General features: G+C 75.0%; 18 protein-coding genes and 1 pseudogene. 6 read left to right on the forward strand and 13 right to left on the reverse strand.

Annotated features, from left to right (window positions below; translation table 11 throughout):
• Nucleotides 1–10 precede the first annotated feature (10 nt).
• Nucleotides 11–1,129: an NADH:flavin oxidoreductase/NADH oxidase gene (locus AC2TDM_RS15995; RefSeq protein WP_484635282.1), complete on the forward strand. Its 1,119-nt coding sequence runs from the start codon at nt 11–13 to the stop codon at nt 1,127–1,129.
• 185 nt (nt 1,130–1,314) lie between these two features.
• Here AC2TDM_RS15995 and AC2TDM_RS16000 read toward each other — a convergent pair.
• A pseudogene (locus tag AC2TDM_RS16000) lies at nt 1,315–1,851 on the reverse strand (nucleoside deaminase); the annotation flags it as partial.
• Between the two features lie 99 nt (nt 1,852–1,950).
• On the opposite strand from AC2TDM_RS16000, the gene upp reads away from it, so the two are divergent.
• Nucleotides 1,951–2,586: a uracil phosphoribosyltransferase gene (upp, locus tag AC2TDM_RS16005; RefSeq protein ID WP_484635283.1), complete on the forward strand. Its 636-nt coding sequence runs from the start codon at nt 1,951–1,953 to the stop codon at nt 2,584–2,586.
• A gap of 76 nt (nt 2,587–2,662) precedes the next feature.
• On the opposite strand, the gene AC2TDM_RS16010 is transcribed toward upp, so the two are convergent.
• Nucleotides 2,663–7,189 carry a sigma-70 family RNA polymerase sigma factor gene (locus tag AC2TDM_RS16010; RefSeq protein WP_484635284.1) on the reverse strand — a complete coding sequence of 1,509 codons (4,527 nt, stop codon included), beginning with the start codon at nt 7,187–7,189 and terminating at the stop codon, nt 2,663–2,665.
• 123 nt (nt 7,190–7,312) lie between these two features.
• On the opposite strand from AC2TDM_RS16010, the gene AC2TDM_RS16015 reads away from it, so the two are divergent.
• Nucleotides 7,313–8,083, forward strand: a complete 771-nt coding sequence (locus AC2TDM_RS16015; RefSeq protein ID WP_484635285.1) for a hypothetical protein — start codon at nt 7,313–7,315, stop codon at nt 8,081–8,083.
• Between the two features lie 71 nt (nt 8,084–8,154).
• Here AC2TDM_RS16015 and AC2TDM_RS16020 read toward each other — a convergent pair whose 3' ends face one another.
• The 10 genes from AC2TDM_RS16020 to AC2TDM_RS16065 all read right to left on the reverse strand — a co-directional run bounded on the left by AC2TDM_RS16020 (nt 8,155) and on the right by AC2TDM_RS16065 (nt 18,135).
• Nucleotides 8,155–8,442 carry a DUF1540 domain-containing protein gene (locus AC2TDM_RS16020; RefSeq protein WP_090034141.1) on the reverse strand — a complete coding sequence of 96 codons (288 nt, stop codon included), beginning with the start codon at nt 8,440–8,442 and terminating at the stop codon, nt 8,155–8,157.
• A 239-nt stretch (nt 8,443–8,681) separates the two neighbouring features.
• Nucleotides 8,682–9,662: a class 1b ribonucleoside-diphosphate reductase subunit beta gene (nrdF, locus tag AC2TDM_RS16025; RefSeq protein WP_484635286.1), complete on the reverse strand. Its 981-nt coding sequence runs from the start codon at nt 9,660–9,662 to the stop codon at nt 8,682–8,684.
• Between the two features lie 74 nt (nt 9,663–9,736).
• Complete coding sequence (gene nrdE, locus AC2TDM_RS16030; protein ID WP_484635287.1) at nt 9,737–11,866, reverse strand: class 1b ribonucleoside-diphosphate reductase subunit alpha; 2,130 nt, start codon at nt 11,864–11,866, stop codon at nt 9,737–9,739.
• Nucleotides 11,863–12,279 (reverse strand): class Ib ribonucleoside-diphosphate reductase assembly flavoprotein NrdI, encoded by a 417-nt coding sequence (gene nrdI / locus AC2TDM_RS16035; RefSeq protein WP_090034137.1) that lies wholly within the window; start codon nt 12,277–12,279, stop codon nt 11,863–11,865. Before nrdI ends, nrdE begins: the two co-directional genes overlap by 4 nt.
• A gap of 41 nt (nt 12,280–12,320) precedes the next feature.
• Nucleotides 12,321–12,566: a glutaredoxin-like protein NrdH gene (gene nrdH, locus AC2TDM_RS16040; RefSeq protein ID WP_090034221.1), complete on the reverse strand. Its 246-nt coding sequence runs from the start codon at nt 12,564–12,566 to the stop codon at nt 12,321–12,323.
• Nucleotides 12,567–13,024: 458 nt separating this feature from the next.
• Nucleotides 13,025–13,462: a heat shock protein transcriptional repressor HspR gene (locus AC2TDM_RS16045; RefSeq protein ID WP_484635288.1), complete on the reverse strand. Its 438-nt coding sequence runs from the start codon at nt 13,460–13,462 to the stop codon at nt 13,025–13,027.
• Between the two features lie 52 nt (nt 13,463–13,514).
• Entirely contained in the window at nt 13,515–14,510 is a 996-nt protein-coding gene (locus tag AC2TDM_RS16050) for a DnaJ C-terminal domain-containing protein (RefSeq protein WP_484635289.1), read from the reverse strand.
• Nucleotides 14,511–14,616: 106 nt separating this feature from the next.
• Nucleotides 14,617–15,243, reverse strand: a complete 627-nt coding sequence (locus AC2TDM_RS16055; protein WP_090034134.1) for a nucleotide exchange factor GrpE — start codon at nt 15,241–15,243, stop codon at nt 14,617–14,619.
• Complete coding sequence (dnaK, locus tag AC2TDM_RS16060) at nt 15,240–17,105, reverse strand: molecular chaperone DnaK (protein WP_090034132.1); 1,866 nt, start codon at nt 17,103–17,105, stop codon at nt 15,240–15,242. Before dnaK ends, AC2TDM_RS16055 begins: the two co-directional genes overlap by 4 nt.
• Nucleotides 17,106–17,295: 190 nt before the next feature.
• The gene (locus AC2TDM_RS16065; RefSeq protein WP_484635290.1) at nt 17,296–18,135 is read right to left on the reverse strand and encodes a helix-turn-helix transcriptional regulator; all 840 of its coding nucleotides are present in this window, start codon (nt 18,133–18,135) and stop codon (nt 17,296–17,298) included.
• Between the two features lie 236 nt (nt 18,136–18,371).
• Between AC2TDM_RS16065 and AC2TDM_RS16070 the strand changes: the two genes are divergently transcribed.
• Together AC2TDM_RS16070 and AC2TDM_RS16075 are read left to right on the forward strand one after the other, a co-directional pair.
• Nucleotides 18,372–19,223 carry a DUF3159 domain-containing protein gene (locus AC2TDM_RS16070; RefSeq protein WP_484635291.1) on the forward strand — a complete coding sequence of 284 codons (852 nt, stop codon included), beginning with the start codon at nt 18,372–18,374 and terminating at the stop codon, nt 19,221–19,223.
• A 73-nt stretch (nt 19,224–19,296) separates the two neighbouring features.
• Nucleotides 19,297–20,265 carry an SDR family oxidoreductase gene (locus AC2TDM_RS16075; RefSeq protein WP_484635292.1) on the forward strand — a complete coding sequence of 323 codons (969 nt, stop codon included), beginning with the start codon at nt 19,297–19,299 and terminating at the stop codon, nt 20,263–20,265.
• Nucleotides 20,266–20,326: 61 nt separating this feature from the next.
• Here the strand turns inward: AC2TDM_RS16075 and AC2TDM_RS16080 are convergent, their stop codons facing one another.
• Complete coding sequence (locus AC2TDM_RS16080; protein WP_484635293.1) at nt 20,327–21,745, reverse strand: MFS transporter; 1,419 nt, start codon at nt 21,743–21,745, stop codon at nt 20,327–20,329.
• 191 nt (nt 21,746–21,936) lie between these two features.
• Here AC2TDM_RS16080 and AC2TDM_RS16085 point away from each other — a divergent pair, with 191 nt between their 5' ends.
• The gene (locus AC2TDM_RS16085; RefSeq protein WP_484635294.1) at nt 21,937–25,371 is read left to right on the forward strand and encodes an ATP-binding cassette domain-containing protein; all 3,435 of its coding nucleotides are present in this window, start codon (nt 21,937–21,939) and stop codon (nt 25,369–25,371) included.

Raw genomic sequence — 25,371 nt, forward strand, 5'->3', positions numbered from 1 at the left:
TCGCCCGGGCATGAGCCTGCTGTTCGAGCCCCTGACCCTGCGCGGCACCACCCTGCGCAACCGCGTGCTGCTGCCCCCCATGTGCCAGTACTGCGCCACGGACGGCGTGCCCGGCGACTGGCACCTCGTGCATCTCGGCGCGCGCGCCGCGGGCGGCTTCGGCCTCGTCATCGCCGAGGCCACGGCCGTGGTCCCCGAGGGCCGCATCAGCCCGCAGGACACGGGCCTGTGGGACGAGCGGCAGGTCGAGGCGTGGGCGCGGATCACGCGGTTCGTCGCCGACCGCGGCGCTCGGTCCGGCGTCCAGCTCGCGCACGCCGGCCGCAAGGCCTCGACCTACCGCCCGTTCGGCGAGGGCGACGGCAGCGTTCCGGCGTCCGCCGGCGGCTGGCCGACGGTGGGCCCGTCGGAGGACCCGTTCCCCGGCTACGCGGCACCGGCCGCCATGACCGCCGACGAGGTGCGGGCCGTCCCCGCCGCGTTCGCCGCCGCGGCCCGGCGCGCCGACGCGGCCGGCTTCGACGTCGTCGAGCTGCACGCCGCGCACGGGTACCTGCTGCACGAGTTCCTCTCGCCCCTGTCCAACCACCGCACGGACGCGTGGGGCGGCAGCCTCGAGAACCGCGCCCGCCTCGTCGTCGAGACGGTGGACGCCGTGCGCGACGCGTGGCCCGACGCCAAGCCGCTGCTGCTGCGCGTGTCCGCGACGGACTGGGTGGAGGGCGGGCTGACGCTCGACGAGGTCGCCGAGACCGTGCGCGTGCTGGCCGACCACGGCGTCGACCTGGTCGACGTCTCGACCGGCGGCAACGCGCCGGCGAGCATCCCGGTCGGCCCGGGCTACCAGGTCGAGCACGCGCGGGTGATCCGCGAGCGGTCCGGCCTGTCCACCGCCGCCGTCGGCCTCATCACGACGGCGGAGCAGGCCGAGAAGGTGCTGGCGGAGGGCGCGGCGGACGCGGTCCTCGTCGGGCGGGCGGCGCTGCAGGATCCGTCGTGGGCGCTGCGGGCCGCGCACACGCTCGGCGTCCGCCTGGGCACACTGCCCCACACGGGCGACGCGGCCGTCGTGACCGACGGCAGCCGGACCGGGTGGCCCGTGCAGTACGAGCGCGCCGCCTGGCGCTGACGGGCGCCGCGGCCCCCGCGTGACCGGGCCGGGTGGCGCTACCCCGCGCTACCCGGTCTCCGGTCGCCCGGCCCCTCGTCGACCGGCACCTCGTCGACCGGCACCTCGTCGACCGGCACCTCGTCGACCGGCACCTCGTCGACCAGCACCTCGTCGACCGGCCGGTCCGGCTCCTCGGGCCCCGCACCGCGGTGCGCGTCGAAGAACGCGCGCAGCAGCTCCGCGGACGCCGCCTCGCGCACCCCGCCGACGACCTCCGGCCGGTGGTTGAGCCGCCGGTCCCGCACGACGTCCCACTGCGACCCGCACGCCCCGGCCTTCGGGTCCCACGCCCCCAGGACGACCCGGCCCACGCGCGCCAGGACCGCCGCGCCCGCGCACATGAGGCACGGCTCGAGCGTCACCACGAGCGAGCACCCCGCCAGCCGCCACTCACCGACCGCGGCGGCCGCCGCGCGCAGCGCCAGCACCTCGGCGTGGGCGGTCGGGTCGGCGTCGGCCTCCCGCCGGTTGCGCCCGCGGCCGAGGACCGTGCCGTCCGCCGCGACGACGACCGCGCCGACCGGCACGTCCCCGGTCTCCAGGGCGGCCCGGGCCTCGTCGAGGGCCAGCGCCATCGCGGCCTCGTCGGCAGCCGTGGCGAACGGCGGGCGCGCGACGGCTCCGGCGCCGGCGGGCACGGGCCCGGGGTCCGGCGCGGGCACGGGCACGGGCACTGTCACGGCGACGAGCATGCCACCGGGACCGCTCAGCACCGTCCCGCACAGCCGCCCCGCACCGGCCCGCCCCGCCTCGCCCCGACGGAGCCCTAGGGTGGGCGCATGCGCCTGCACGTCGCGGACCACCCGCTCGTCGCCCACAAGCTCACGGTCCTGCGGGACGCGTCGACGTCCTCGCCGACCTTCCGCCAGCTCGTCGACGAGCTGGTGACGCTCCTGGCCTACGAGGCCACGCGGGACGTCCGCGTCGAGCCGGTCGACATCGTGACGCCCGTGGCCCCGACCACCGGGGTCCGCATCGCCGACCCGAGCCCCATCGTCGTGCCGATCCTGCGCGCCGGGCTCGGGATGCTCGACGGGATGACGCGCCTGCTGCCCACGGCGGAGGTCGGGTTCCTCGGGCTGCGGCGCGACGAGGAGACGCTCGAGGCGATCACCTACGCCAACCGCCTGCCCGACGACCTCTCGGGCCGCCAGGTCTTCCTCCTCGACCCGATGCTGGCCACCGGCGGGACGCTCGTCGCCAGCATCGACTACATGCTCGACCGCGGCGCCCGCGAGGTGACGGTGGTCTGCCTGCTGGCCGCGCCGGAGGGGCTGGCGACGCTGGAGGCGGCCGTCGGCGACCGGGCCGAGGTGTCGGTCGTCGTGGCCGCCGTGGACGAGCGGCTGAACGAGAAGGCCTACATCGTGCCGGGCCTCGGCGACGCCGGCGACCGGCTGTACGGCATCGTCTGACGGCGGGGCTGCCGGGGTCCGCCGAGGGACGTCCGGCGGACCCGGGGCGCCCCGACCTGCCGCGTCCCTGCCGGGATCAGCCCCAGGTGGTGACGGTGACGACGCCGAGCAGCACGCCGTCGTCCCCGCCCTGCGCGACGAGCGTCGCGGTCGCGTCCCGGAGCGGGACGTCGGCGAAGGTCCGCACGTCGACGCCGAGGCTGTCGCGCTCCGGCCGCCCGAGCACCGTGCCGTCGAACACGTCCTGCGCGGAGCCCGGCCCGGCGGGGCCGAGCGGCACCAGCGGCGTCCCGGCCAGCGACAGCCCGTCGCCGCGCCCGCGGTCGCCCTCCCAGGCGACGACGCCGACCCGCGCCGCTCCGCCGCGGGTCCCCGCGAGGGCGAGCACCGGCTCGCTCGCGCCGCGCCCGACCCACGCGCCGCCGTCCTCGACCGTGACGGTGCCGCGCGCGTCGGGGTCCGCGTGCACGACGACGAGCGCCCAGCCGCCGTAGTAGGACGGCGAGGGGTCGGTGCGCATGCCGGACAGCGCCGCGTCGGCCAGCGACCACGTGCCGCCACCGCCCGCCCGGACGAGCTCCGTCACGTCGACGAAGCTCTGGTACAGCCGGCGGCCGTCCTCGTCCCGCACCGTCCGCAGGTCGGCCTCGTCGGCGGTCACGCGCGTCCAGTCGCCGGAGGGACCGCGCAGGGAGGCCGTCCGCAGGCTCCCGGAGAACTTGTCCTCCGGGCCGGCACCCGCCGACCAGTACAGGCCGGCGAAGGCGATCTCGCGGCCGGCGGGCACGTCGATCGTCGTGCTCGACGAGGGCGTCCGGCCCGCCTCGGCCAGCGGGACCAGGCCCAGGCCGTCGTTGGTGCGTCGGTCCCCGGAGGCGCCGGTCGCGCTGATCTCGCGGCACACGGCGTCGTCCGCAGCGCAGCCGAGCAGCGGCGCGCCCGCCTGCAGCACGGACCAGCCCGGCCCGGCGCTGAACCGCGGCGCCAGCCGGGAGGCGGAGACGGTGCCCGTCCCGCTCGCCACGGCCGGTGCGGCGCCCGCCGCCCGCAGCTGTGCGCGCACGGGGCCCGCGTCACCCGTGCGCACGACGTGCACGAGGGCCTCGACCCGGCCGCCGGCGGCCACGGTGCCCACCGCGCACGTCACGTCCTGCGTGCCGTCGGCGGGCGGCGTGCCCGCCGTGCAGCCCGGCGTGTCGGGACCGGCCCCCGGGGCGGCGCGCAGCCCGGCCGGGAGCGTCAGGACGGCGGTCGTGCCGGCGGCCGCGGACCCGCTGCCGACGCGGCCGGACACCGTCACGGTGCCGCGCCCGCGGTCGTCGAGCAGGACCGCCGGCGCCGAGGCGTCGAGGCCGAGGACGGGCGGGAGCACGGTCAGCGGCGCGGAGCGGGCGGCGCCGGCGGCACCGTCCGCACCGGCCCGGACGTCGAGGGCGGGCAGGTCGCCCACGACGCCGACCTCCGGCGTCAGGGAGGCCACCAGCACGGCCGCCTCCCCGGGCGCCAACGTGCCGCCGGTGGAGCAGGTCACGACCGTCCCGGCGGGACCGCCGGCCGAGCACGCCCACCCGTCGGGCACCCGCGCCCACGCGAGCGCGACGGGAGCGGTCAGCCGGACGGACGCCCCGGTGGCCGGCACGCTGCCGCTGTTGCGGACGGTGATCGCCACGTCGGTGGCGGCACCCGCGCGCAGCGCGTCCGCGGCGACGGCGACCGACACCTGCGGGGCGGGCTGCACCACGACGGGCACGGTCGTCGTCGTGCTGCGGGCGCCGGCCGAGGCGGTCACGGACAGCTGCGGCGGCACCCCGGTCGCGGCGTCGCGGGTGGCCGTGAGGCCCAGCACGAGCGGCGACGAGAAGCCCCCGGCGAGGACGTCCTGCGTGCACAGCAGCTCGCTCGCGCCCGAGCCGTCCCCCGCGGCCGCGGGCGGGCCGCAGGTCCACGCACCGGCGTCCGCCACGTCCACGACGAGCCCGTCGGGCACCCGGACGAGCACCGCCGCCGGCTCCGCCGCGGAGGTCGTCGACCGCCCCCGGTTGGCGGGCACGATCGTGACCGTCCCGCGCTGCCCGCTGACGAGCTGGACGGGACCGACGTCGGCGACGACGAGCCGCGGCGGCGAGAAGATGCCGAAGGCGACGCTCGGCCGCTGCGACGCCAGCCCGTCCCCGCGCACGTCGAAGTCGACGACGCCGGCGTCGACCTGCACCTCGTCGGAGACGGTCAGGCTCAGCACGAGGACCGCGGAGCCGCCCGCGACGAGCTCGTCGAGGGAGCAGCGCAGCCCGTCGGTCGCGCCCTCGCAGGTCCACGCCTGCCCGCCGGAGGGGGCGAACGTCCCGCTCACGACGGAGCCGGCGAACGCCGTGAAGTCGCCCAGCGTCACGCCGTCCGGCAGCGCCATCGTCACCACGACGTCCGTGGCGGACCGCGTCCCGACGTTGCGCACGACGAAGGTCGCGCTCTGCTCCGGCTCGCCCGCGGTGAGGACCCAGCCCTGCGACGGCCCCTCGACGACGATCTGGGGCGCCCCCGCGAGCGGTGAGGTAGCCGCTCCGGCGGGCGGCAGCGTCGGGTCCTCGACCGGCAGCGCCGCCGGGTCCGCGCCGAGCGGAGGCAGCGCGGAAGCGGGGTCGAACGAGCCGATGCCGCCGCCCCCGGTCTGGGACGGCACCTCCGGCTGCGTGATCTCCGTCGGGGGCGGCGCGGTCGCCGCCTCGGTCGGGGCCGTCGCCGCCAGGACGCCGGCGACCGTCACCGCGCCGACCACCACGGTCAGCGCCCCGGTCGCCACGGCGGCCACCGGCACGGCCGCCACGGCAGCCAGCGCCCCGGCGGCGGCCGTGCCCGCCGCCGCGGTCGCCCCGACGGCACCCGCCGTCGCCGCCGCCGTGCCCGCCGCGGCCGCCGCGCCGGCGGCGGTGGTCCCGGCCGCCGCGGCACCCACGGTGGTCGCCGCGGCGGTGGTGGCCGCGGTGGTGGCCGCGGTGGTCGCCGCCGTCGTTGCTGCCGTCGTCGCACCCGCCGTCATGCCGGCGGTCACGCCCGCCGCGGCCGCGCCCGTGCCACCCGCGGCTGCGGTGCCGGCTGCTGTCCCGGCTGCCGTGCCAGCCGCCGTGCCGGTCGCCGACCCGAGCAGACCCGTCCCGGCTCCGGCCTGCGCCGTCGCGCCGAGCGCCCCGGCAGCGCCCACGGCCTTCGCCGCACCCGCCGCGCCGGCCGCACCGGCGCCCACGGTCCCCATGCCGGCGCTCGACGCCCCGGCACCCGTCCCGACGAGGGCGCCGGCGCCCCCGGCACCGCCCGCACCTGCTCCGAGCCCGGCGCCCGTGGCCCCGGCCGCGCCCGCCGTCCCCGCGGCACCGGCGGTCGACGCACCCGCCACCCCCGCACCCGCGGTCCCTGCACCGGCCGCGCCCGCACCCGCCGTGCCGGCACCAGCGGCACCCGCGCCCGCCGTCCCGGCACCAGCCGCGCCCGCGCCCGCCGTCCCGGCACCAGCCGCGCCCGCCGTCCCGGCACCAGCCGCACCCGCCGTCCCCGCACCGGCACCAGCCGCACCTGCCGTGCCCGCACCGGCCGTCCCGGCACCGGCGCCAGCCGTCCCGGCACCAGCCGCGCCGGCGCCGCCAGCAGCCCCGGCCCCGCCCGCACCCGCCCCGGCGCCCGCACCTCCGGCGGCCCCGGCACCACTCGCGCCCGCCGAGCCGGCACCGGCAGCAACCGCGCCGCCTGCGCCGGCAGCACCTGCGGCGGACCCGGACAGGGCCGCGACGCCGGCTGCCAGACCACCGCCGAGCGGGAGCACGTGCGCGAGGGCCCCGACGCCGAGGGCACCCAGGACCAGCGGCGCCACGACGGCGCGCATGCCGTGGCTGACGTCCCCGAGCTCGAGGGCGAGCGCGCGGCAGCGGTCGCACGTCTCGAGGTGCGCCTCGATCGTCGCGTTCTCGCGCTTGCCCAGCCCGCCGCGCACGAAGGCGCCGAGCTTGCCCGCGATCCCCCGGCACGCCGCGTCCGTCTCCCCCTGCAGGTGCTCCTGCAGGTAGGCCTGCCGCAGCCCCTCCCGGGCCCGGTAGGCGAGGGCGGCCACACCGTTCGCGGACAGCCCGAGCACCGGCGCGACCTGCGCGGGGCTCATGCGCTCGACCTCGGTGTGCCACAGGACGGCCTGCCACCGCTCGGGCAGCGACCGGAAGGCGCGGGCGACCATGCCGCGCTCGGCGCCGGCCATCGCCCCCTCGTCGACGCCGGGCACGGACGGCGCCGCCGCCTCGAGCACCGCGGCGTCGTCGGTCGGCTGGGTGCGCAGCTGCGCCTTGCGCCGGGTGTTCGCCGTGTTCCGGACCGCCGTGAAGAGGTAGGCGCGGAAGGCGGCCTCGGGCCCGGCCCCGTTGGTCAGTGCGTTCCAGACCGCCGCGAAGGCGTCCGACACCAGGTCGTCGGCGTCGGCCTCGGACCGGCTGTACTGCCGCGCCACGACCCAGGCGGCGCCCGCGTGCCGCTCGTAGAGCGCGCCGAAGGCCGCCGCGTCCCCTGTTCGGGTCGCAGCGATGAGCTCGGCGTCACTCAGGACACCGTCGAGCTCCACCCCGTCCACGCACGTACCCCCCGTTCCGCTACAGCGTCCCATAGTGGGACGACACGGAGGATCGAACCGAAGCGGAACGGGTGAATTGTGTCAGGTGGCGTCACGATGCCGCGACGGAGCACTCTCTTCCCCGTGACGACCACCCGTGCCCGCGATGCAGCCGCCGTGCTGCTGCGCGAGCGGTGGCGTCAGGCGAGCCTCGGCACGGTGTGGCGCCGGGTCGCCGACTGGTCCGGTCCGGAGGTCGAGGAGCTGGCGGCGGCGGTCTCGTCGGGGGCGTGCCCGGTGGGGGCGGCGGAGGACCTGGGCCGCGCGCGGGGGTACGACGGCGTCGGCATCGGGGAGGCTCTCGACGATCTGACCTGCCTCTTCGTCGCCGCCGGGCAGGTCGCCACGCCCCCTGCGGTCGTCCGCGCGTTCTGCGTCGCCTGGTCCGACGCCCAGGCCGACGCCCTGGCGGTTGGCGCGAGCACCGACCCCGAGACGGGCCTGCCCCGCCAGGAGTACCTCGCGGTCCGCCTGGAGGAGACGTACCTGACGGCGGCACGTCGGGGCCGGTCGGTGACCGAGGAGCACTGCCTCGTGCTCGTCGACGTCGCGGCCGGGGACCTGCCGCCACTGGCCCGCGCGGCCCGGTCCGCGGTGGCCGGTGACGCCCTCGCCCGTGTCTACGGTCACGGTCATCCGATGGCCACCCTCGGCGGAGGGCTGTTCGCCGTCCTCGACGACCGCGACGGCGTCGAGGACCGCGTGCACCGCACCCACGACGCGGTCTCGGCGCTCTGCGCCGGGCTGGAGGCGGCCGTCGGCGTCCGCGTCCCGCCGCACGTGTGGTCGGTGCCGTTGCCCGCGACGCACGACGAGGCCGTCCGCCTGCTCGGCCGGCACGCCCGCCAGCCCTGACATGCCGACGGCCCCGCAGCGAGGGCTGCAGGGCCGTCCGAGGCGCGCTCACGCGTCGTGCGCGTGCGCGCTCAGCGCGGGGCGTACGTGAGGCAGTCCGCGGTGCTCATGCCGGCGCCGACGCGCACGGAGTCAGCGGTGCACTCAAGGCTCGCGTTGTGCGTGCACTCGGCACGCTGGCAGGCGCCGACGTGCGAGACGACCTTGTCGAGGCCGCCCTTGACCCCGAGGGGGATGAACGTGCCGCACGCCGACCCGGTGATGGTCACCGCGGCGGCATGGCAGTGGTCGTGGGTGTTGTACGAGCAGCCGGCCACGGAACAGGTGGCGACCTCGGGCAGATCCATCAGGGTGCTCATGACGCGTCCTTCCGCAGGCGGTCCCCGGCCGGCGGGACGACCCACCGGCTGGGCTCGACCGTTCCGACGGTAGCCCTGCCGCCGGTGCCGCGCCAGACCTGGCTCGGACGAAACCGCAGGTCAGCGGGGTGTTGAGGTAAGGCTGCCCTCACCAGGGCCCCGTCGCTCCCCGCCCTTGGACGGCACGAGGGCCCGGCCGTGGCGCACCACGACCGGGCCCTCGTCGAGCGGCACCGGGGTCAGAACTCCCAGTCCTCGTCCTCGGTCACGACGGCCTTGCCGATGACGTAGGACGAGCCCGAGCCGGAGAAGAAGTCGTGGTTCTCGTCGGCGTTCGGGGACAGCGCGGCGAGGATCGACGGGTTGACGTCGGTCTCGTCGCGCGGGAACAGCGCCTCGTACCCGAGGTTCATCAGCGCCTTGTTGGCGTTGTAGCGCAGGAACTTCTTGACGTCCTCGGTGAGACCGAGGTCGTCGTAGAGGTCCTGGGTGTACTCCACCTCGTTGTCGTACAGCTCGAAGAGCAGGTCGAAGGTGTAGTCCTTCAGCTCCTGCCGCTCGGCCGTCGTCAGCTGCTCGAGGCCCTTCTGGTACTTGTAGCCGATGTAGTACCCGTGCACGGCCTCGTCGCGGATGATGAGGCGGATGAGGTCGGCCGTGTTCGTGAGCTTGGCCCGGCTGGCCCAGTACATGGGCGCGTAGAAGCCCGAGTAGAAGAGGAACGACTCGAGCATGGTCGAGGCGACCTTGCGCTTGAGCGGCTCGTCGCCCCGGTAGTAGTCGAGGACGATCGCGGCCTTGCGCTGCAGGTTCGGGTTCTCCTCCGACCAGCGGAACGCGTCGTCGATCTCCCGCGTGCTGATGAGCGTGGAGAAGATCGAGGAGTACGACTTGGCGTGCACCGACTCCATGAACGCGATGTTCGTGTAGACGGCCTCCTCGTGCGGCGTGAGCGCGTCGGGGATGAGGCTGACCGCGCCGACCGTGCCCTGGATGGTGTCCAGCAGCGTCAGGCCCGTGAAGACCCGCGTCGTCATCGTCTTCTCGACGTCGGTCAACGTGGCCCACGACTGGATGTCGTTCGAGACCGGGACCTTCTCGGGCAGCCAGAAGTTGCCGGTCAGGCGGTCCCAGACCTCGGAGTCCTTCTCGTCCTCGACGCGGTTCCAGTTGATCGCCGAGACCCGGTCGATCAGCTTCAGCTTGGGCGACGGGCTCATGTCGTCTCCGTACCTCTCACGAATGGTGCAGCAGGTGGTGCAGCAGGGCGGTGCACGACTAGTTCACAGGCTCCTCACAGCATGCAGCTGACGCAGCCGTCCACCTCGGTGCCCTCGAGGGCCATCTGGCGCAGGCGGATGTAGTAGATCGTCTTGATGCCCTTGCGCCAGGCGTAGATCTGCGCCTTGTTGAGGTCGCGCGTGGTGGCGGTGTCCTTGAAGAACAGCGTCAGCGACAGGCCCTGGTCGACGTGCTGCGTCGCCTCGGCGTACGTGTCGATGATCTTCTCGTAGCCGATCTCGTACGCGTCCTGGTAGTACTCCAGGTTGTCGTTCGTCATGAAGGGCGCCGGGTAGTAGACCCGGCCGATCTTGCCCTCCTTGCGGATCTCGATCTTGCTCGCGATCGGGTGGATCGAGCTCGTCGAGTGGTTGATGTACGAGATGGAGCCCGTCGGCGGGACGGCCTGCAGGTTCTGGTTGTAGATGCCGTGCAGGCGCACGGACTCGGCCAGCGCGGCCCAGTCCTGCTGCGTCGGGACGACCACGCCCGCCTCGTCGAACAGCCGACGGACGCGCTCGGTGCGGGGCTCCCACGCCTTCTCGACGTACTTGCGGAAGTACTCCCCCGACGCGTACGTCGAGTCCTCGAAGCCGTCGAACGCCCGCCCGCGCTCCTGCGCCAGCAGGTTCGAGGCGCGGATCGCGTGGTACGCGACCGTCATGAAGTAGATGTTGGTGAAGTCCAGGCCCTCGTCGGACCCGTAGAAGATCCGCTCGCGCGCCAGGTAGCCGTGCAGGTTCATCTGGCCGAGGCCGATGGCGTGGCCGCCGGCGTTGGCCTTCTTCACCGAGGGCACCGACTCGATGCTTGTCTGGTCCGACACCGCCGTCAGGGCGCGGATGGCCGTCTCGACCGTGCGGCCGAGGTCCGGGGAGTCCATGGACAGCGCGATGTTCATCGAGCCGAGGTTGCAGGAGATGTCCCGGCCCACCGTGTCGTAGGACAGGTCCTCGTTGAAGGTCGACGGCGTGGAGACCTGGAGGATCTCCGAGCAGAGGTTCGAGTGCGTGATCTTGCCCTTGATGGGGTTGGCACGGTTGACCGTGTCCTCGAACATCACGTACGGGTACCCGGACTCGAACTGCAACTCCGCGAGCGTCTGGAAGAACTCGCGCGCGTTGATCTTGGTCTTGCGGATCCGCGGGTCGTCGACCATCTCGTGGTAGGTCTCCGACACGTTCACGTCCGCGAACGGCTTGCCGTACACGCGCTTCACGTCGTACGGGGAGAACAGGTACATCGGCTCGTTCTTGCGGGCCAGCTCGAACGTGATGTCCGGGATGACGACGCCGAGCGAGAGCGTCTTGATGCGGATCTTCTCGTCCGCGTTCTCGCGCTTCGTGTCGAGGAAGCGGTAGATGTCCGGGTGGTGCGCGTGCAGGTACACCGCACCGGCACCTTGGCGGGCGCCGAGCTGGTTGGCGTAGGAGAAGGAGTCCTCGAGCAGCTTCATCACGGGGATGACGCCGCTGGACTGGTTCTCGATGTGCTTGATGGGCGCGCCGTGCTCGCGGATGTTCGACAGCAGCAGGGCGACGCCTCCGCCGCGCTTGGACAGCTGCAGGGCGGAGTTGATGCCGCGCGCGATGGACTCCATGTTGTCCTCGATGCGCAGCAGGAAGCAGGACACGGGCTCGCCGCGCTGCGCCTTGCCGAGGTTGAGGAACGTCGGCGTGGCGGGCTGGAAGCGACCCGAGACGATCTCGTCGACGAGGCGGCGCGCGAACTCCTGGTCGCCCTCGGCCAGCGCGAGCGCCACCATCGTCACGCGGTCCTCGAACCGCTCGAGGTACCGCTTGCCGTCGAACGTCTTGAGCGTGTACGAGGTGTAGTACTTGAACGCGCCGAGGAACGTCTGGAACCGGAACTTCTTGGAGTACGCGTACTGGAACAGCTCGCGCAGGAACGCCCGGTCGTACTGCTCCAGCACCGCCGGGTCGTAGTACTTGTTCTCGACGAGGTAGTCGAGCTTCTCGTCGAGGTCGTGGAAGAAGACCGTGTTCTGGTTGACGTGCTGCAGGAAGTACTGGCGTGCCGCCTCGCGGTCCTTGTCGAACTGGATCTCGCCGGACGGCCCGTACAGGTTCAGCATCGCGTTGAGGGCGTGGTAGTCCAGGCCCGCCGTCGGCGTCTCGATCACGCCGGGGTCAGTGATGACCGTTGCCACAATCGTCCCAATCCGTCACGGACGCGGGTGACGTCCTCGCTGGTTCCCATGAGCTCGAACGCGTACAGGTAGGGCACGCCGCACTTGGCGGCCACGATGTCCCCGGCGATCCCGTACGCCGCTCCGAAGTTGGTGTTGCCAGCCGCGATCACCCCGCGGATGAGCGACCGGTTGTGCGGGTCGTTGAGGAACGCCACGACCTGGCGCGGCACCGCCCCGCCCTCGTTGCCCCCGCCGTACGTGGGCACGACGAGGACGTAGGGCTCCTCCACCTGCAGGGGCGGGTCGGTCCGGCGCAGCGGGATCCGGTGCGCCGGCAGGCCCAGCTTCTCGACGAAGCGGTGCGTGTTCTCGGACGCGGAGGAGAAGTACACGAGGGCGGCCACGACGCACCCCTCCCCGCGGTCCGGTCCGGTCGGAGCCGCCGTCAGGCGACGGCGGTGGCCAGGCGCTCGGCCAGCGCCTTGATGCGGTCGGGGCGGTAGCCCGACCAGTGGTCGCCGTCGACGACGACGACGGGCGCCTGGAGGTGCCCGAGCGACATGACGTAGTCACGCGCGTCGGCGTCCTCGCTGATGTCCACCACGGTGTACTCCGCGTCCAGCTTGTCCAGCGCGCGGTACGTCGCCGTGCACTGCACGCAGGACGGCTTGCTGTAGACCGTGATCGTCATCGTCGCTCCCATGACTGGTGTGCCGCTGCCGCGTGCGTGGTGGTGTCCCGAGGGGGCCGGACGGGGTCCGACCGGGGCTGGACGGGACCGGCGGGCGTCCGCCGAACTCGTCGAGTCGACACTACACCTAGTGGTGCTATCCGCAAGCAGCCACTAGGTCTGGTGTTACACGGATGTGCTTCGCGGTCACGAGGCCCGCCGCCGGCAGCGTAGACCTGTGCACCGACACGGCCCCTCACCTGGGCTCCCACGAGGCGGCCCACCGCCCGTCCACAGACGCCGGGGACGCCGTCGACAGCGCCGTGCGCGGCGTCAACATCGGCCGCGCGAGCCGTCCCCGGACCCGCACCCGACGTCCACAGCCGGAGGGCCGTCGGCCCCGTACGACGAACAGGGCTGTCCACACCTCTGTGGACAGCCCTGTTGACGACCGGCGACGACGTCGGCGCGAGAGGGTCTCAGCGGTCGCGCGCACCCGGGCGCCACAGCACGAGGGCGCCCTCCTCGGACCGGCCGACCGACAGGTCCGTCGCGGACCTCGTCCGCCGTGACCCCCGCCGCACCGCGACGACGTCACCCGTCGGGTGCGCGGTGAACACGCGCCGCCCGGGCTCGGTCAGGCCCCGCAGGAAGTCGACCTGCGCCTGCAGCCGCTCGACCTCACCCTGCAGCGCCAGGATGCGCTTGATGCCCGCGAGGTTGATGCCCTCCTCCTGGGAGAGCCGCTGCACCTCGCGCAGCGTGGCGATGTCCCGCAGCGAGTACCGCCGGCCGCGCCCGCGCGTGCGGCCGGGCTGCACGAGGCCGAGCCGGTCGTACTGACGCAGCGTCTGCGGGTGCATGCCGGCCAGCTCGGCCGCGACCGAGATGACGAAGACCCGCGCGTTCTCGTCCACGTGCCGTCCTCCCTCCGTCGCCCTCACCGCTCACGTCGTGCGGCGCGTCGGCTCAGGTGCGCGCCTGCGCCCGCAGGTCGGCTCGCGGGTCCTCCCCCGCCGTCGCCTCCGCGAACGCCTCCACGGCGTCGCGCGCCGCGCCCGACAGCCGCTGCGGCACGACGACCTGCACCTGCACGAGCAGGTCGCCCGTGCCCTGCGCGGTCGTGATGCCCCTGCCCTTGACCCGCAGCGTCCGGCCCGAGGGCGTGCCCTCGGGGACCTTCACCCGGACGGTCCCGCCGTCCAGCGTCGGCACCTCGACCTGGGCGCCGAGGGCGGCCTCGTCGAAGGACACCGGCACGGTCACGCGCACGTTCGTCCCGTCGAGGGCGAAGACCGGGTGCGCGCCGACCTTCACCGTGATGACGAGGTCGCCGGGCGGGCCGCCGTTCTCGCCCGGGCGGCCCTTGCCGCGCAGGCGGATCTTCTGGCCGTCGCGGACACCGGCCGGCACGCGGGCCGTGATCGTCCGCCCCTCGACGGTCAGCGTGACCGGCGCACCTTCGGCCGCCGCACGGAAGGGCAGCGTCGTCGTGGCCGCCAGGTCCTGGCCCTGCTGGGGCCCGCGCGCGCCGAAGCCCGCACCGCCCCCGCCGAACAGCCCGCCCAGCAGGTCCTCGAACCCGCCGGCGCCGCCCGCGTTCGTCGAGTAGCGCACCCGCCCGCCGCCGGGGCCGGGACCGCCCGCGCCGAACATGCCGCCGAAGACGTCCTCGAAGCCGGCGCTCCCGCCGGCACCCGGACGCCCGCCGGCGGTGAACCGCGGGCCGCCCGCCATGGCGCGCAGGCCGTCGTACTGCCGGCGCTGCTCGGGGTCGGACAGGACCGCGTAGGCCTCGCCGATGTCCTTGAACCGCGCCTCCGCCTGCGCGTCCCCGGGGTTCTGGTCGGGGTGCAGCTGGCGGGCCATCTTGCGGTACGCCTTCTTGATGGCGGCCGCGTCGGCGTCCTTGGGGACGCCGAGCGCGGCGTAGAAGTCCTTCTCGAGCCAGTCCTGGCCGGTCACGACGCCTCCTCCCGGTGCGCGTGGCGCCCCCGCGGCGCCGGGACGCCGCGGGGGCTGCCGCCCGGGGTGCGGGCGGCGGTGGATCGGTGGTCGGGCACCCGGGGCGTCAGGCCTCGGGGTCGGCCACGGCCACCCTGGCCGCGCGCAGGATGCGCTCGGCCGTGCGGTAGCCGGGCTGGAGCACCATCTGGACGGTGGGCTCGGTGACCTCCGTCGAGTGCTGGTGCATGAGCGCCTCGTGCACGGCGGGGTCGAAGACCTCCCCGACGGCGCCGTAGCGCTCGACGCCGAACCGTCCGAGCGTGGACTCGAGCTTCTCCGCGATGGAGGCGAACGGCCCCGACAGGTCGCCGTGCTGGCGGGCCAGCTCGACGTCGTCGAGCACGGGGACCAGGGCCTCGGCGACCGCCGCGACGCCACGGCCGTGGGCCGCCGACGCCTCGGTCCGCGAGCGCTTCACGAACGAGGAGTACTGCTGCTCGAGGTTGTACAGGTCGGCCTTGGCCCGGGCCAGCTCCTCGGTCAGGCGCTGGACCTGCTCGCTCTCGCGCCCCAGCTCCTCCTCGGCGCCGGAGGCGATGGCCTCGGCGTCGGCGAGGACCTGCTCCTCGGGCGTGCGGACCTCGTACGTCTCGGGGTCGATGCGTCGCTTGTCGGTGAAGCGCGGCGTCTCGTCCTCGCCGCGGCCCTCGGGCCGGCCGCCCTGGGGGCGGCCGGCGTCCTCGGACGTCACTTCTTCTCGCTCTCGTCGTCGACGATCTCGGCGTCGACGACGTCGTCGTCGGCCGCCTGGCCGCCGGCGGAGGCCGTCGGCTGCTCGCCCGTCGTCGGCGCCTCGGACTGGCCCGAGGCGTAGAGCGCCTCGCCGATGCGCTGGCTCACCGTGAGGAGCGCGGAGTGCTTGGCCTTGACGGCCTCGGCGTCCGTGCCCTCGAGGGCGGTGCGGAGCTCGGCGACCGCGGCGCGCACCTCGGTCGTGACGTCCTCCGGGAGCTTCTCCGCGTTGTCCGTGAGCAGCTTCTCCGTGGAGTAGACGAGCTGCTCAGCCGAGTTGCGCGTCTCGGCCTCCTCGCGGCGCTTCTTGTCCTCGGCGGCGTGCTCCTCGGCCTCGCGGACCATGCGCTCGATGTCGTCCTTCGGCAGCGACGAGCCGCCGGTGATCGTCATCGACTGCTCCTTGCCCGTGCCGCGGTCCTTGGCGGACACGTGCACGATGCCGTTCGCGTCGATGTCGAAGGTGACCTCGATCTGCGGCACGCCACGCGGCGCCGGCGCGATGCCGGTCAGCTCGAACGTGCCCAGCGGCTTGTTGTCCCGCGCGAACTCGCGCTCGCCCTGGAACACCTGGATGAGGACGGACGGCTGGTTGTCCTCGGCCGTGGAGAAGATCTCGCTGCGCTTCGTCGGGATGGCCGTGTTGCGCTCGATGAGCTTGGTCATCACGCCGCCCTTGGTCTCGATGCCGAGGGACAGCGGGGTCACGTCGATGAGCAGGACGTCCTTACGGTCGCCCTTCATGACGCCGGCCTGCAGCGCGGCACCGACGGCCACGACCTCGTCCGGGTTGACGCCCTTGTTGGGCTCCTTGCCGCCCGTGAGCTCCTTGACGACCTCGGTCACCGCGGGCATCCGGGTGGAGCCGCCGACGAGCACGATGTGGTCGATGTCGCCGACAGAGATGCCGGCGTCACGGATGACGGACTGGAACGGCGCCTTCGTCCGGTCGAGCAGGTCCTGCGTCATCTGCTGGAACTGCGCGCGCGTGAGCTTGGAGTCCAGGTGGACCGGGCCGTTCTCGCCCATGCTCAGGTACTGCATGGAGATGTTGGTGCTCGTCGCGGACGAGAGCTCCTTCTTGGCCTGCTCCGCCGCCTCGCGCAGGCGCTGCAGGGCGATCTTGTCCTTGCTCAGGTCGACACCCGTGGTGTTCTTCACCTCGGTCACCAGGTGCTCGACGATCCGGTTGTCCCAGTCGTCGCCCCCGAGGTGGTTGTCGCCGGAGGTCGCGCGGACCTCGATCGTCGAGAACCCGTCGTCGTCCTTGCCCACCTCGAGCAGGGAGACGTCGAACGTGCCGCCACCGAGGTCGAAGACGAGGATGAGCTCGTCCTCCTTGCCGCGCTCGAGCCCGTAGGCGAGGGCGGCCGCGGTGGGCTCGTTGATGATGCGCAGGACGTTGAGGCCGGCGATGGTGCCGGCGTCCTTCGTCGCCTGGCGCTGGGCGTCGTTGAAGTACGCGGGGACCGTGATGACGGCCTCGGTCACCGGCTCGCCCAGGTACGCCTCGGCGTCGCGCTTGAGCTTGCCGAGGATGCGGGCGCTGATCTCCTGCGCGGTGTACTTCTTGTCGTCGACGGACTGCGACCAGTTCGTGCCGATGTGCCGCTTGACCGACGAGATCGTCCGGTCGACGTTGGTGACGGCCTGGCGCTTGGCGATCTCGCCGACGAGCACCTCGCCCGTCTTGGAGAACGCGACGACCGACGGGGTCGTGCGGGCGCCCTCGGCGTTGGCGATGACGGTCGGCTCGCCGCCCTCGAGGGTGGCGACGACCGAGTTGGTGGTGCCGAGGTCGATGCCGACTGCTCGTGCCATGTCTGTTCCTCTTCTTCCCTGTGGTGCCTGAGCCTGCCCGGGCCGAGGTCTTGAGCCCGCTGCGCTCAAGTCTGCTGACCGGTTGCGGATCGCGCAACCCGGCGTCACCGTTCTTGAGCCTGCCACGCTCAACCTCTGCCTCGTACGGCTCATTCCCGGAAGCGGGAACGGCGGACGGCGGCCGCAGCGCTCACCCCACGGGCTGTGCCCCCACGACGGCGAGCAGCTGCAGCCGTTCGTGGCTCTCGCTGCCCGGGACGGCGGTGTAGACGAGCAGGCGGTGCGACTGCTCGGGGTCCAGGAGCGTCTGGTACCGCAGCTCGAGCGGGCCGACCTGCGGGTGCACGAAGTGCTTGACGTCGTCGGGCCGGACCCCGACCTCGTGCCGCTCCCACAGGGTGCGCAGCTCCTCGCTGCGGGCCAGGGCCAGGTCCGCCAGCTGCGCCGCCCGTGAGCCGGGGCCGCGCAGCGTGACCAGCTGGCGCAGGTGGGAGGCGTAGAGCCGCGACAGCGACGCGTGGTCCTGGGGGCGGTACAACGACCGGGCGGCGGGGTCGGTGAACCACCGGTAGCCCAGGCTGCGGTCGGGTCCCGTGAACCGGGACTGGTCGCCGGTGAGGGCGACGCCGAGCGGCGTCTGGCGCAGCGTCTCGCCCAGCTCGGTGACGACCTCGGGGGGCGTGTCGACGAGCCGGTCGAGGATCCGCAGCAGCCCCGGGCCGACGTGCTCGCCGAGCGACCCCCGGACGGGCGGCCGGTGCCCCGCGAGGCGGAAGAGGTGGTCGCGCTCGTCGAGCGTCAGGTGCAGACCCTGCGCGATCGAGGCCACCATCTGCTCCGACGGCTGCGGGCCGCGCTCGCGCTCGAGGCGCGCGTAGTAGTCGGTCGACAGGTGGCACAGCGCCGCCACCTCCTCGCGGCGCAGCCCCTCCGTCCGGCGTCGGGCGCCGCGCGGCAGCCCGACGTCCTGCGGCTGCAGCGCGTGCCTGCGGCTGCGCAGGAACCCCGCCAGCCCTGGTCGGTCGATCATCGCCTCGCGCCTCTGCCTCGTCGGGGCCGGTCCTCGTGCGGGGACGGGCCGTCGCGCCCTTTCGTACCGCGCCGCCGACGAGCGAGCCACGGCCTGACGATCCCCCGCTGCGGTGCGCCCGCCGCCAGGACCCGGGCGGGCGTCCGCGGCCCAGGGGCGGATCGGCAGGCCCTGGTTGCCCCTCCCGGGCCGCCGGAGGGTGGTGGCACCGCAGGCACCCCGACCGAGGAGGACGCATGAGCCACCCACCTGCCACCGCACACCGGCCCGCGAGCGCGCCGGGGGCGACCGCCGCTCCCGGGATTACCCCTGGCACCGGCGACGGCACCGGCGACGGCACCGGCAACAGCACCGGCAACAGCACCGGCACCACGCACGGCGCCGGCACCAGCGCGCTGGTCCGCCAGCTCCTCGGGCTGCCCGAGCCCGTCGTGCTGTCGACCGTCGGGCTCGCCCGCCGGCGGGCCCTCGAGCGCCTCGGCGGACCCGTCGGCCTCGTCGCCGGGACCGCCCCCACCGTCGCCTTCGTCGCGGCCGACGCCGCGGCCGGCCTCGGGCCGGCCCTCGCCGCCCTGGGGGTGACGGCCGTGCTCGCCGCCGGCCTGCGCCTGGCCCGCCGCGAGTCGCCGGGCGCGGCCGTGGCGGGGCTCCTCGTCGCCGGCGCGTGCGCGGGCGTCGCGGCGCTGGCGGGCGAGGCGCGGGCCTTCTTCCTGCCGACGATGGCGCTGCCCGTCGTGTTCGTCCTGGCGTACCTCGTCGCGTTCGCCGCCGGTCGGCCGCTGACCGGGCTCATGGTCGGGAGGCTGTCCGGCAGCCCGCGCGACTGGTACCGGCACCGCGCCTTGCGCCGGGTCCACACGGTCGCCTCGCTCGTCGGGCTGACGATGGCGGTCGGCAACCTCGTCGCCCGGGTCGCCCTGTACCTGGCCGACGAGCCCGCGGCCCTCGCGGCGCTGCAGGTCGTCGCGACCAGCGCGTTCGCCGTCCACTTCGCCGTGACCCTCGTCGCCGCCCGCCGCGTCGTCGGGACGCTGCCGGGCGCGCCCGTCGCCGTCCCCGTCCCCGCCCCCGTCCCCGTCCGTGCCTGACGCCGTCCCGACGAGGACGACACCCGCCACGCACGGCACCACCACCCGCCCCAGCACACCGAGAGGTACCGCCATGACCCGCACGTCCCGCCACACCCCGTTCACCGTCCCCGACCTGTCCGGCCGCCGCGCCGTCCTCACCGGCGGGAGCGACGGGATCGGCCTCGTCATCGCCCGACGCCTCGCCGCCGCGGGGGCCGAGCTGGTCCTGCCCGTCCGCAACCGCGCGAAGGGGGAGGCCGCAGCGGCCGCCATCCGCCGCGAGCACCCCGGCGCGCGGGTGACGCTGCACGACCTCGAGCTGTCGTCGCTGCGGTCGGTGGCCGCTCTTGGCGCGGCGCTGCGGGCGGACGGCCGCCCGGTCCACCTGCTCGTCAACAACGCCGGCGTCATGACCCCGCCGGAGCGCTCGACGACCGCCGACGGCTTCGAGCTGCAGCTCGGCACGAACCACCTGGGGCACGTCGCGCTCGTCGCGCACCTGCTGCCGCTGCTCGTCGCGGGGCGCGCCCGCGTGACCTCCCAGATCAGCGTCGCCGCGCACAGCGGGGCGATGGGCGGGGACGACCTCAACGAGGAGGGCACCTACGACGGCCGGCGCGCGTACGGGCGCTCCAAGGTCGCGATGGGCCTGTTCGGGCTGGAGCTCGACCGCCGCAGCCGGGCGGGGGGCTGGGGGATCACGAGCAACCTGTCGCACCCGGGCGTCGCGCCGACGAGCCTGCTCACCGCGCGGCCGGAGATCGGACGGGACCGGGACACGCCGCAGATCGCGGTCATCCGCCGGCTGTCCCGCGCCGGCATCCTGCTCGGCACCCCCGAGACCGCGGCGGAGCCCGCGCTGCTCGCCGCGACCTCGCCGCAGGCGCAGGGTGGCCGCCTCTACGGCCCGTCGGGTCCCGGTCACCTGGGTGGCCCCGCCGCCGAGCAGGCGCTGTACCGACCCCTGCGGGACCCGCAGGACGCCGAGCGTGTGTGGCGGGTGTCGGAGCGGCTCGTCGGGGTGCCGCTGTCGCCCGACGGGGCCGTCCTCGCGGCCTGACCTCCGGCGCCCCTCCGGCCGCGGCGGTCGCGCGGCGGGAGGGGCGTCGGCGTGCGTCCGGTCAGGCGTCCCGTGCACCGGCCGGCGCGGGGGCGGGCTCGTCGTCGGGCGTGGGCGCGCCCTCCTGCAGGAGGCGGCGCCCGGATGGCGCGGCCGTCGCCAGCCCGACGACGACGAGCAGCGCCAGACCCGCCGCGACGAGGAGCACCTCGACGCTCACGCGGTCGGCCAGGGGGCCGAACACGGCCATGCCGACCGGCATCGCGACCGCCATGACGATCCCGACGAAGCCGAAGACCCGTCCCTGCTTCTCGGGCGGGACCGTCTCCTGCAGCACGGTCATCGTCGGCGTGGAGAAGAACGGCACGCCGAGCCCGATGAGGAACATGAAGGCGAAGAACAGCCACAGGGTGGGCGACAGGCCCAGGCCGACGTTGAGGACGCCGAACACCGCCGTCGTGCCCATGACGAGGGCGACGCGGTCCCGCGGCCCCCGGTTCGCGAACCGGCCTCCACCGCCCTCGCTGCCGCCCCACCACGAGATGACGATCCCGCCGAGCAGCATGCCGATGCTGAAGGCGAGCTCGTTGACGGTCAGCTTCCACACCTCGTCGCCGAAGGTGCGGACGATCATCAGCGGCGTGAGGAACGACGGGGCCACGATGAGCAGGAAGACCACGCCCCAGAGCCCGAGCACCCAGCGCACGAACGGTGTCCGCGCGACGTAGCGCACGCCGCCGACGAGGTCGTCGACGTAGCCGCGCACGCCCGCGACCTGGTCGGTGCGCACGATCCGCGGCACGGGGACGAGCAGCAGCAGGCCGATCCCGACGAGGGCGGTGACGACGTCGACGAAGAAGATCGCCTCGATGGACGCGCTCGCGTAGATCCCGGCCGCCGCGGCGGGGGCGACGAGCATCATCGCGGACTGGATCGTGCCGTTGATGCCGTTGACGCGCAGCAGGTGGCGCGCCGGCGTGATCTGCGGCAGGAGGGCGCCGACCGCCGGCGTCTGGATCCCGGCGCCCGCCGAGCGGACCGCCGAGACGAGGTAGAGCAGCCACAGCTCGCGGTAGCCGGACAGCATGAGCAGCGCGAGGGCCAGCGTCGTCGCCGCGATGGTGGCGTCCGCGGCGACGATCAGCAGCTTGCGGTCCAGCCGGTCCGCCCAGACGCCGCCGAACACGGACACCACGGCCTGCGGCAGGAAGCCGACGACGGCGTACACCGCCATGACCGTGCCCGAGCGCGTCTCCAGCGTCAGGTGCCACATGATCGCGTACTGCACGAGCATCGAGCCGAGCAGCGACGCGGTCTGCCCGGACAGGAAGAGCGTGACGTCGCGCCTCCAGCCGGGCCGGTCGGCGGGGCCGGCAGGATCGGCGGGGTCGGCGGGGCCGGCGGGATCGGCCGGGCCGGCGAGGTCGGCAGGGCCGACGGCGGGGTCGCGCCCGTCGGCGGGCGGGTGGGCGTCGGTCATGCGGGGCCTCCTGGGTCGAGCGGCCGCGGCGGCCCCCTGCCGCCGCGCCCACACCTGCCGACCGGCGCAGGGGCCGGGACTCATCGGGCGAGCCCGGACGAGCCGGGCGCCCGTCGCTGAACACGTCGTGCCGTGTCGGCGGCGGCTGCCACCATGGCAGGACCGCTCCCCCGCTCGACGACAGAGGTCCCATGCGCCCCGCCCCCCACCCGTCCCCCTGGCGCCGGCTCGCCGGCCCGACGACGACGCTGGCCGTGCTGGCCGCGGCCGTCGCCGCGGCGGCCGAGACCGTCGGCACGGTGGTGGCCGGGCGGCTGGCGGAGAGACCGACCGCCGGGGCGTTGACCGTGCTGGCCGTGCTCGTCGGGAGCGCGGTCCTGCTGGACACGGCGGGGCGGACGGTCTTCGCGGGCGTCATCGCGCGGGCGGAGGGCGGGCTGCGCCGGGACCTGCTGGCCGCGGCGCTCCGGCAGCCGCTTCCCGTGCTCGACGAGCAGGCGGTCGGCGAGGTGCTCGACCGCGTCGACGACGACCCCCGCCAGCTCGGCGCCCTGGCCCGGCGGACGGGGTGGGAGGTCGGGCGGGCCTGCCTGCGGGCCGTGCTCGCCTGGGTCGTCGCGGGGCTGACGTGGGCACCGGCGTGGGTGGCCTTCCCGCTGGTCGCCGCGGCGGCGCTGGCGGTGGCCCGGCCGCTGACGCGGGTGGTCGCCGCGCGCAAGGTGGCCGAGGAGGTGGCGTGGTCCGCGCACTCGGCGCAGCTCGAGGAGGCCGTGGCCGCGCGGGACGACGTGCGGTCCTCGCTGGGGCAGCCGCACGTCGTGCGGCAGTACGCCCAGCGCGCGTCCGAGGTGCTGGCCCGGGTGCGGTCGGTGTCGTCGGCGTCGGCGCTCGTCGCCGGGCTGACGGGGACCGTGCTGCACGCGCTGGTCGCGGCGCTCGCGATCGGCGGCGTGGCGCTGGTGGCGCAGGGTCGCCTCGGCGTGGCCGAGCTCGTGACGCTGTGGTTGCTCGTGACCTCGTTCGTCGGGCAGCTCGGGCGCGTGGCGGACCAGCTCCCCGAGGTGCAGGCGGGGCTCGGCGCCCTGCAGCGCATCGACACGCTGCTGACCGCGGAGCCCGAGCCCACGGGCGGCGCGCCGGTCCCGGCCGGGCCCGTGGACCTCGAGCTGCGGGACCTCACGTTCACGTACCCCGGCGGTTTCGCGCTGCGCGGGGTGGACCTGCACGTGCCGGCGGGGACGAGCTGCGCGCTCGTCGGGCGGACGGGTGCGGGCAAGTCGACGCTCGTGCGCCTGCTCTCGCGCGCGGTGGAGCCGCCCGTCGGCACCGTCTTCGTCGGCGGGCAGGACGTCGCAGCCACCGACGTGGAGGACCTGCGGCGCGCCGTCGGCGTCGTCACCCAGCGCACGGAGATCCTGGCCGCCTCGCTGGCCAAGAACATCACGCTCCTGGCCGACGTGGCTCCCGGCGTGGTCGAGGGGGCGGTCGAGGCCCTCGGGCTGTCCGACTGGGTCACGTCGCTACCGGACGGGCTCGCGACGCCGCTGGGACCGGGTGGCACCACCCTCTCCGCCGGCGAGGAGCAGCTGGTCGCGTTCGCCCGGCTGCTGGTCCGCGACGTGCAGGTCGTCGTGCTCGACGAGGCGACGGCGCGCATGGACCCGCAGACCGAGGAGCTCGTCACCCGCGCGGCCGACCGGCTCCTGCACGGACGGACGGGTGTGGTCGTCGCGCACCGGCTGTCGACGACGCGGCGCTGCGACGCCGTCGCGGTGATGGACGCCGGCCGGGTGGTGCAGCACGGGCCGCGCGCAGACCTGGCCACCACGCCCGGGCCCTTCCGCGACCTCCTCGTCGCGGCCGGGGCGACGGGCCAGGCCCAGCCGCCGGCCCCGCTGACGGCCCGCGTGGAGCGTCGCGAGCCGCGTCCCGCGCCGGCCGTGCCGCGGCCGTCGCTGGCGCGGACCGTCCTGCGGATGATCGGCGCCTACAAGCGGTGGGGCGTGCTGGGGGACGTCGGGTTCCTCGGGATCATGCTGCTCGGCGTCTCGGGCGCGGTGACGGGCTGGCTCTGGGGGCGGCTCGCGGCGTCGCTGCAGGACGGCGGCGAGCCGTGGGGGGTCGCCTGGGCGCTGGCGGTCGGTGTCCTGCTGGCGCCGCTGGCGCTGGCCTTCGCCGTCAAGCGGTACTTCGTGTGGTGGCAGGCCGTCACGCTGCAGTCGCGGCTGTCGGTGCTGCTCGGCCAGACCCGCCAGCACCGCCTGCCGCGCGTGCCGCCGGGCGAGGCGGTGGCGCGCGTGCTCGACAGCGAGCGGATGGTCCTCTACGTCGACCGTTGGGTGGACGTCGTCAACGGCCTGCTCGTCGTGCTGGTCACGGGCCTGCTCAGCGGCAGCGTGCTCGCGGCGGCCGTCGTCGGCGGGGTGCTCGTGCTCTCCGCCGCGATCTCCGCGGCCGGTGCACCGGTGGCGGGGCGCACGGCGCGGCTGGCGGGCGACGAGCGCGCGCGCTTCGGGCACGCCCTGGCCTCCGTCCTGGACTGCGCGCGCACGCTCAAGCTCGCCGCCGCCGTCGGGCCGGCCGAGGCGCACCTGCACCGGGTCGACGCCCGCCGCGTCGCCGCGTCGGTGCGCGAGCTGCGGGTGCGCGCCGCGCTCGAGGGGATCCCGCCGCTCCTGGTGCAGACCGGGATCGTCGTGGGCTGGGGGCTGCACCTCGTCGGCACCTGGGACCTCGCCACGGCGCTGCTGGTCACCACTGCGGTGAGCGGCTCGGGCTGGTTCGGGACCGTCGCGGCCGCCGCGATCACGGAGGCCCCGGTCGCGCGTCGCTGGCTGGGCGCGACCGCCGAGCTCGCGGGTTCCGCAGACCTCATGCGCCTCCCGACGGGTGTCGACCTGGTGACCGGCACGGCGCCGGGGCCCGACGCGCCACCGCGCGTCCCGCTGCGGCGGCTCGAGCTCGAGGGCCTGACCGCCGTGCACGACGACGGCACCGTTGGGGTCACGGACGTCGACCTCACCGTCGACGCCGGGGAGCTCGTGCTGCTCGTCGGCCGGGTCGGCTCCGGCAAGTCGAGCCTGCTGGCGGCCCTGGCCGGGCTCGTCGACCACGAGGGGTCGATCCGGTGGAACGACCGGCCGGTCGAGGACCCGCAGACGTTCCTGCGTCCCGGTCAGGTCGCCTACGTCGGCCAGGTGCCGCGGGTCCTCTCGGGGTCCTTCGCCGCCAACGTCCACCTCGACCACGACCGGCCGTGGCGGGAGGCGCTCGACGACGCGCGGCTGGGCGGCGACGTCGCGGCGGCCGGCGGGCACGAGGCCCTCGTCGGGCACCGCGGCGTGCGGCTGTCGGGCGGGCAGGTGCAGCGCCTCGCGCTGGCCCGGGCGCGCGCGACGGGCGCCGAGCTGCTCGTCGCCGACGACGTGTCCTCGGCGCTGGACGCGCGCACGGAGCTCGAGCTGTGGGACGGGCTGCGGGCCCGTGGCCTGACGGTCGTGGGCGCCTCGACCAAGGGGGCGGCGCTGGCCCGCGCCGACCGGGTGGTCGTGCTCGACGAGGGCCGCGTGGCGGCCAGCGGCCCGTGGGACGAGCTGCGGGAGAGCTGGGGCCACCTGGCCGGCTGA

It is taken from the genome of Cellulomonas sp. plas2 (assembly GCF_057221735.1).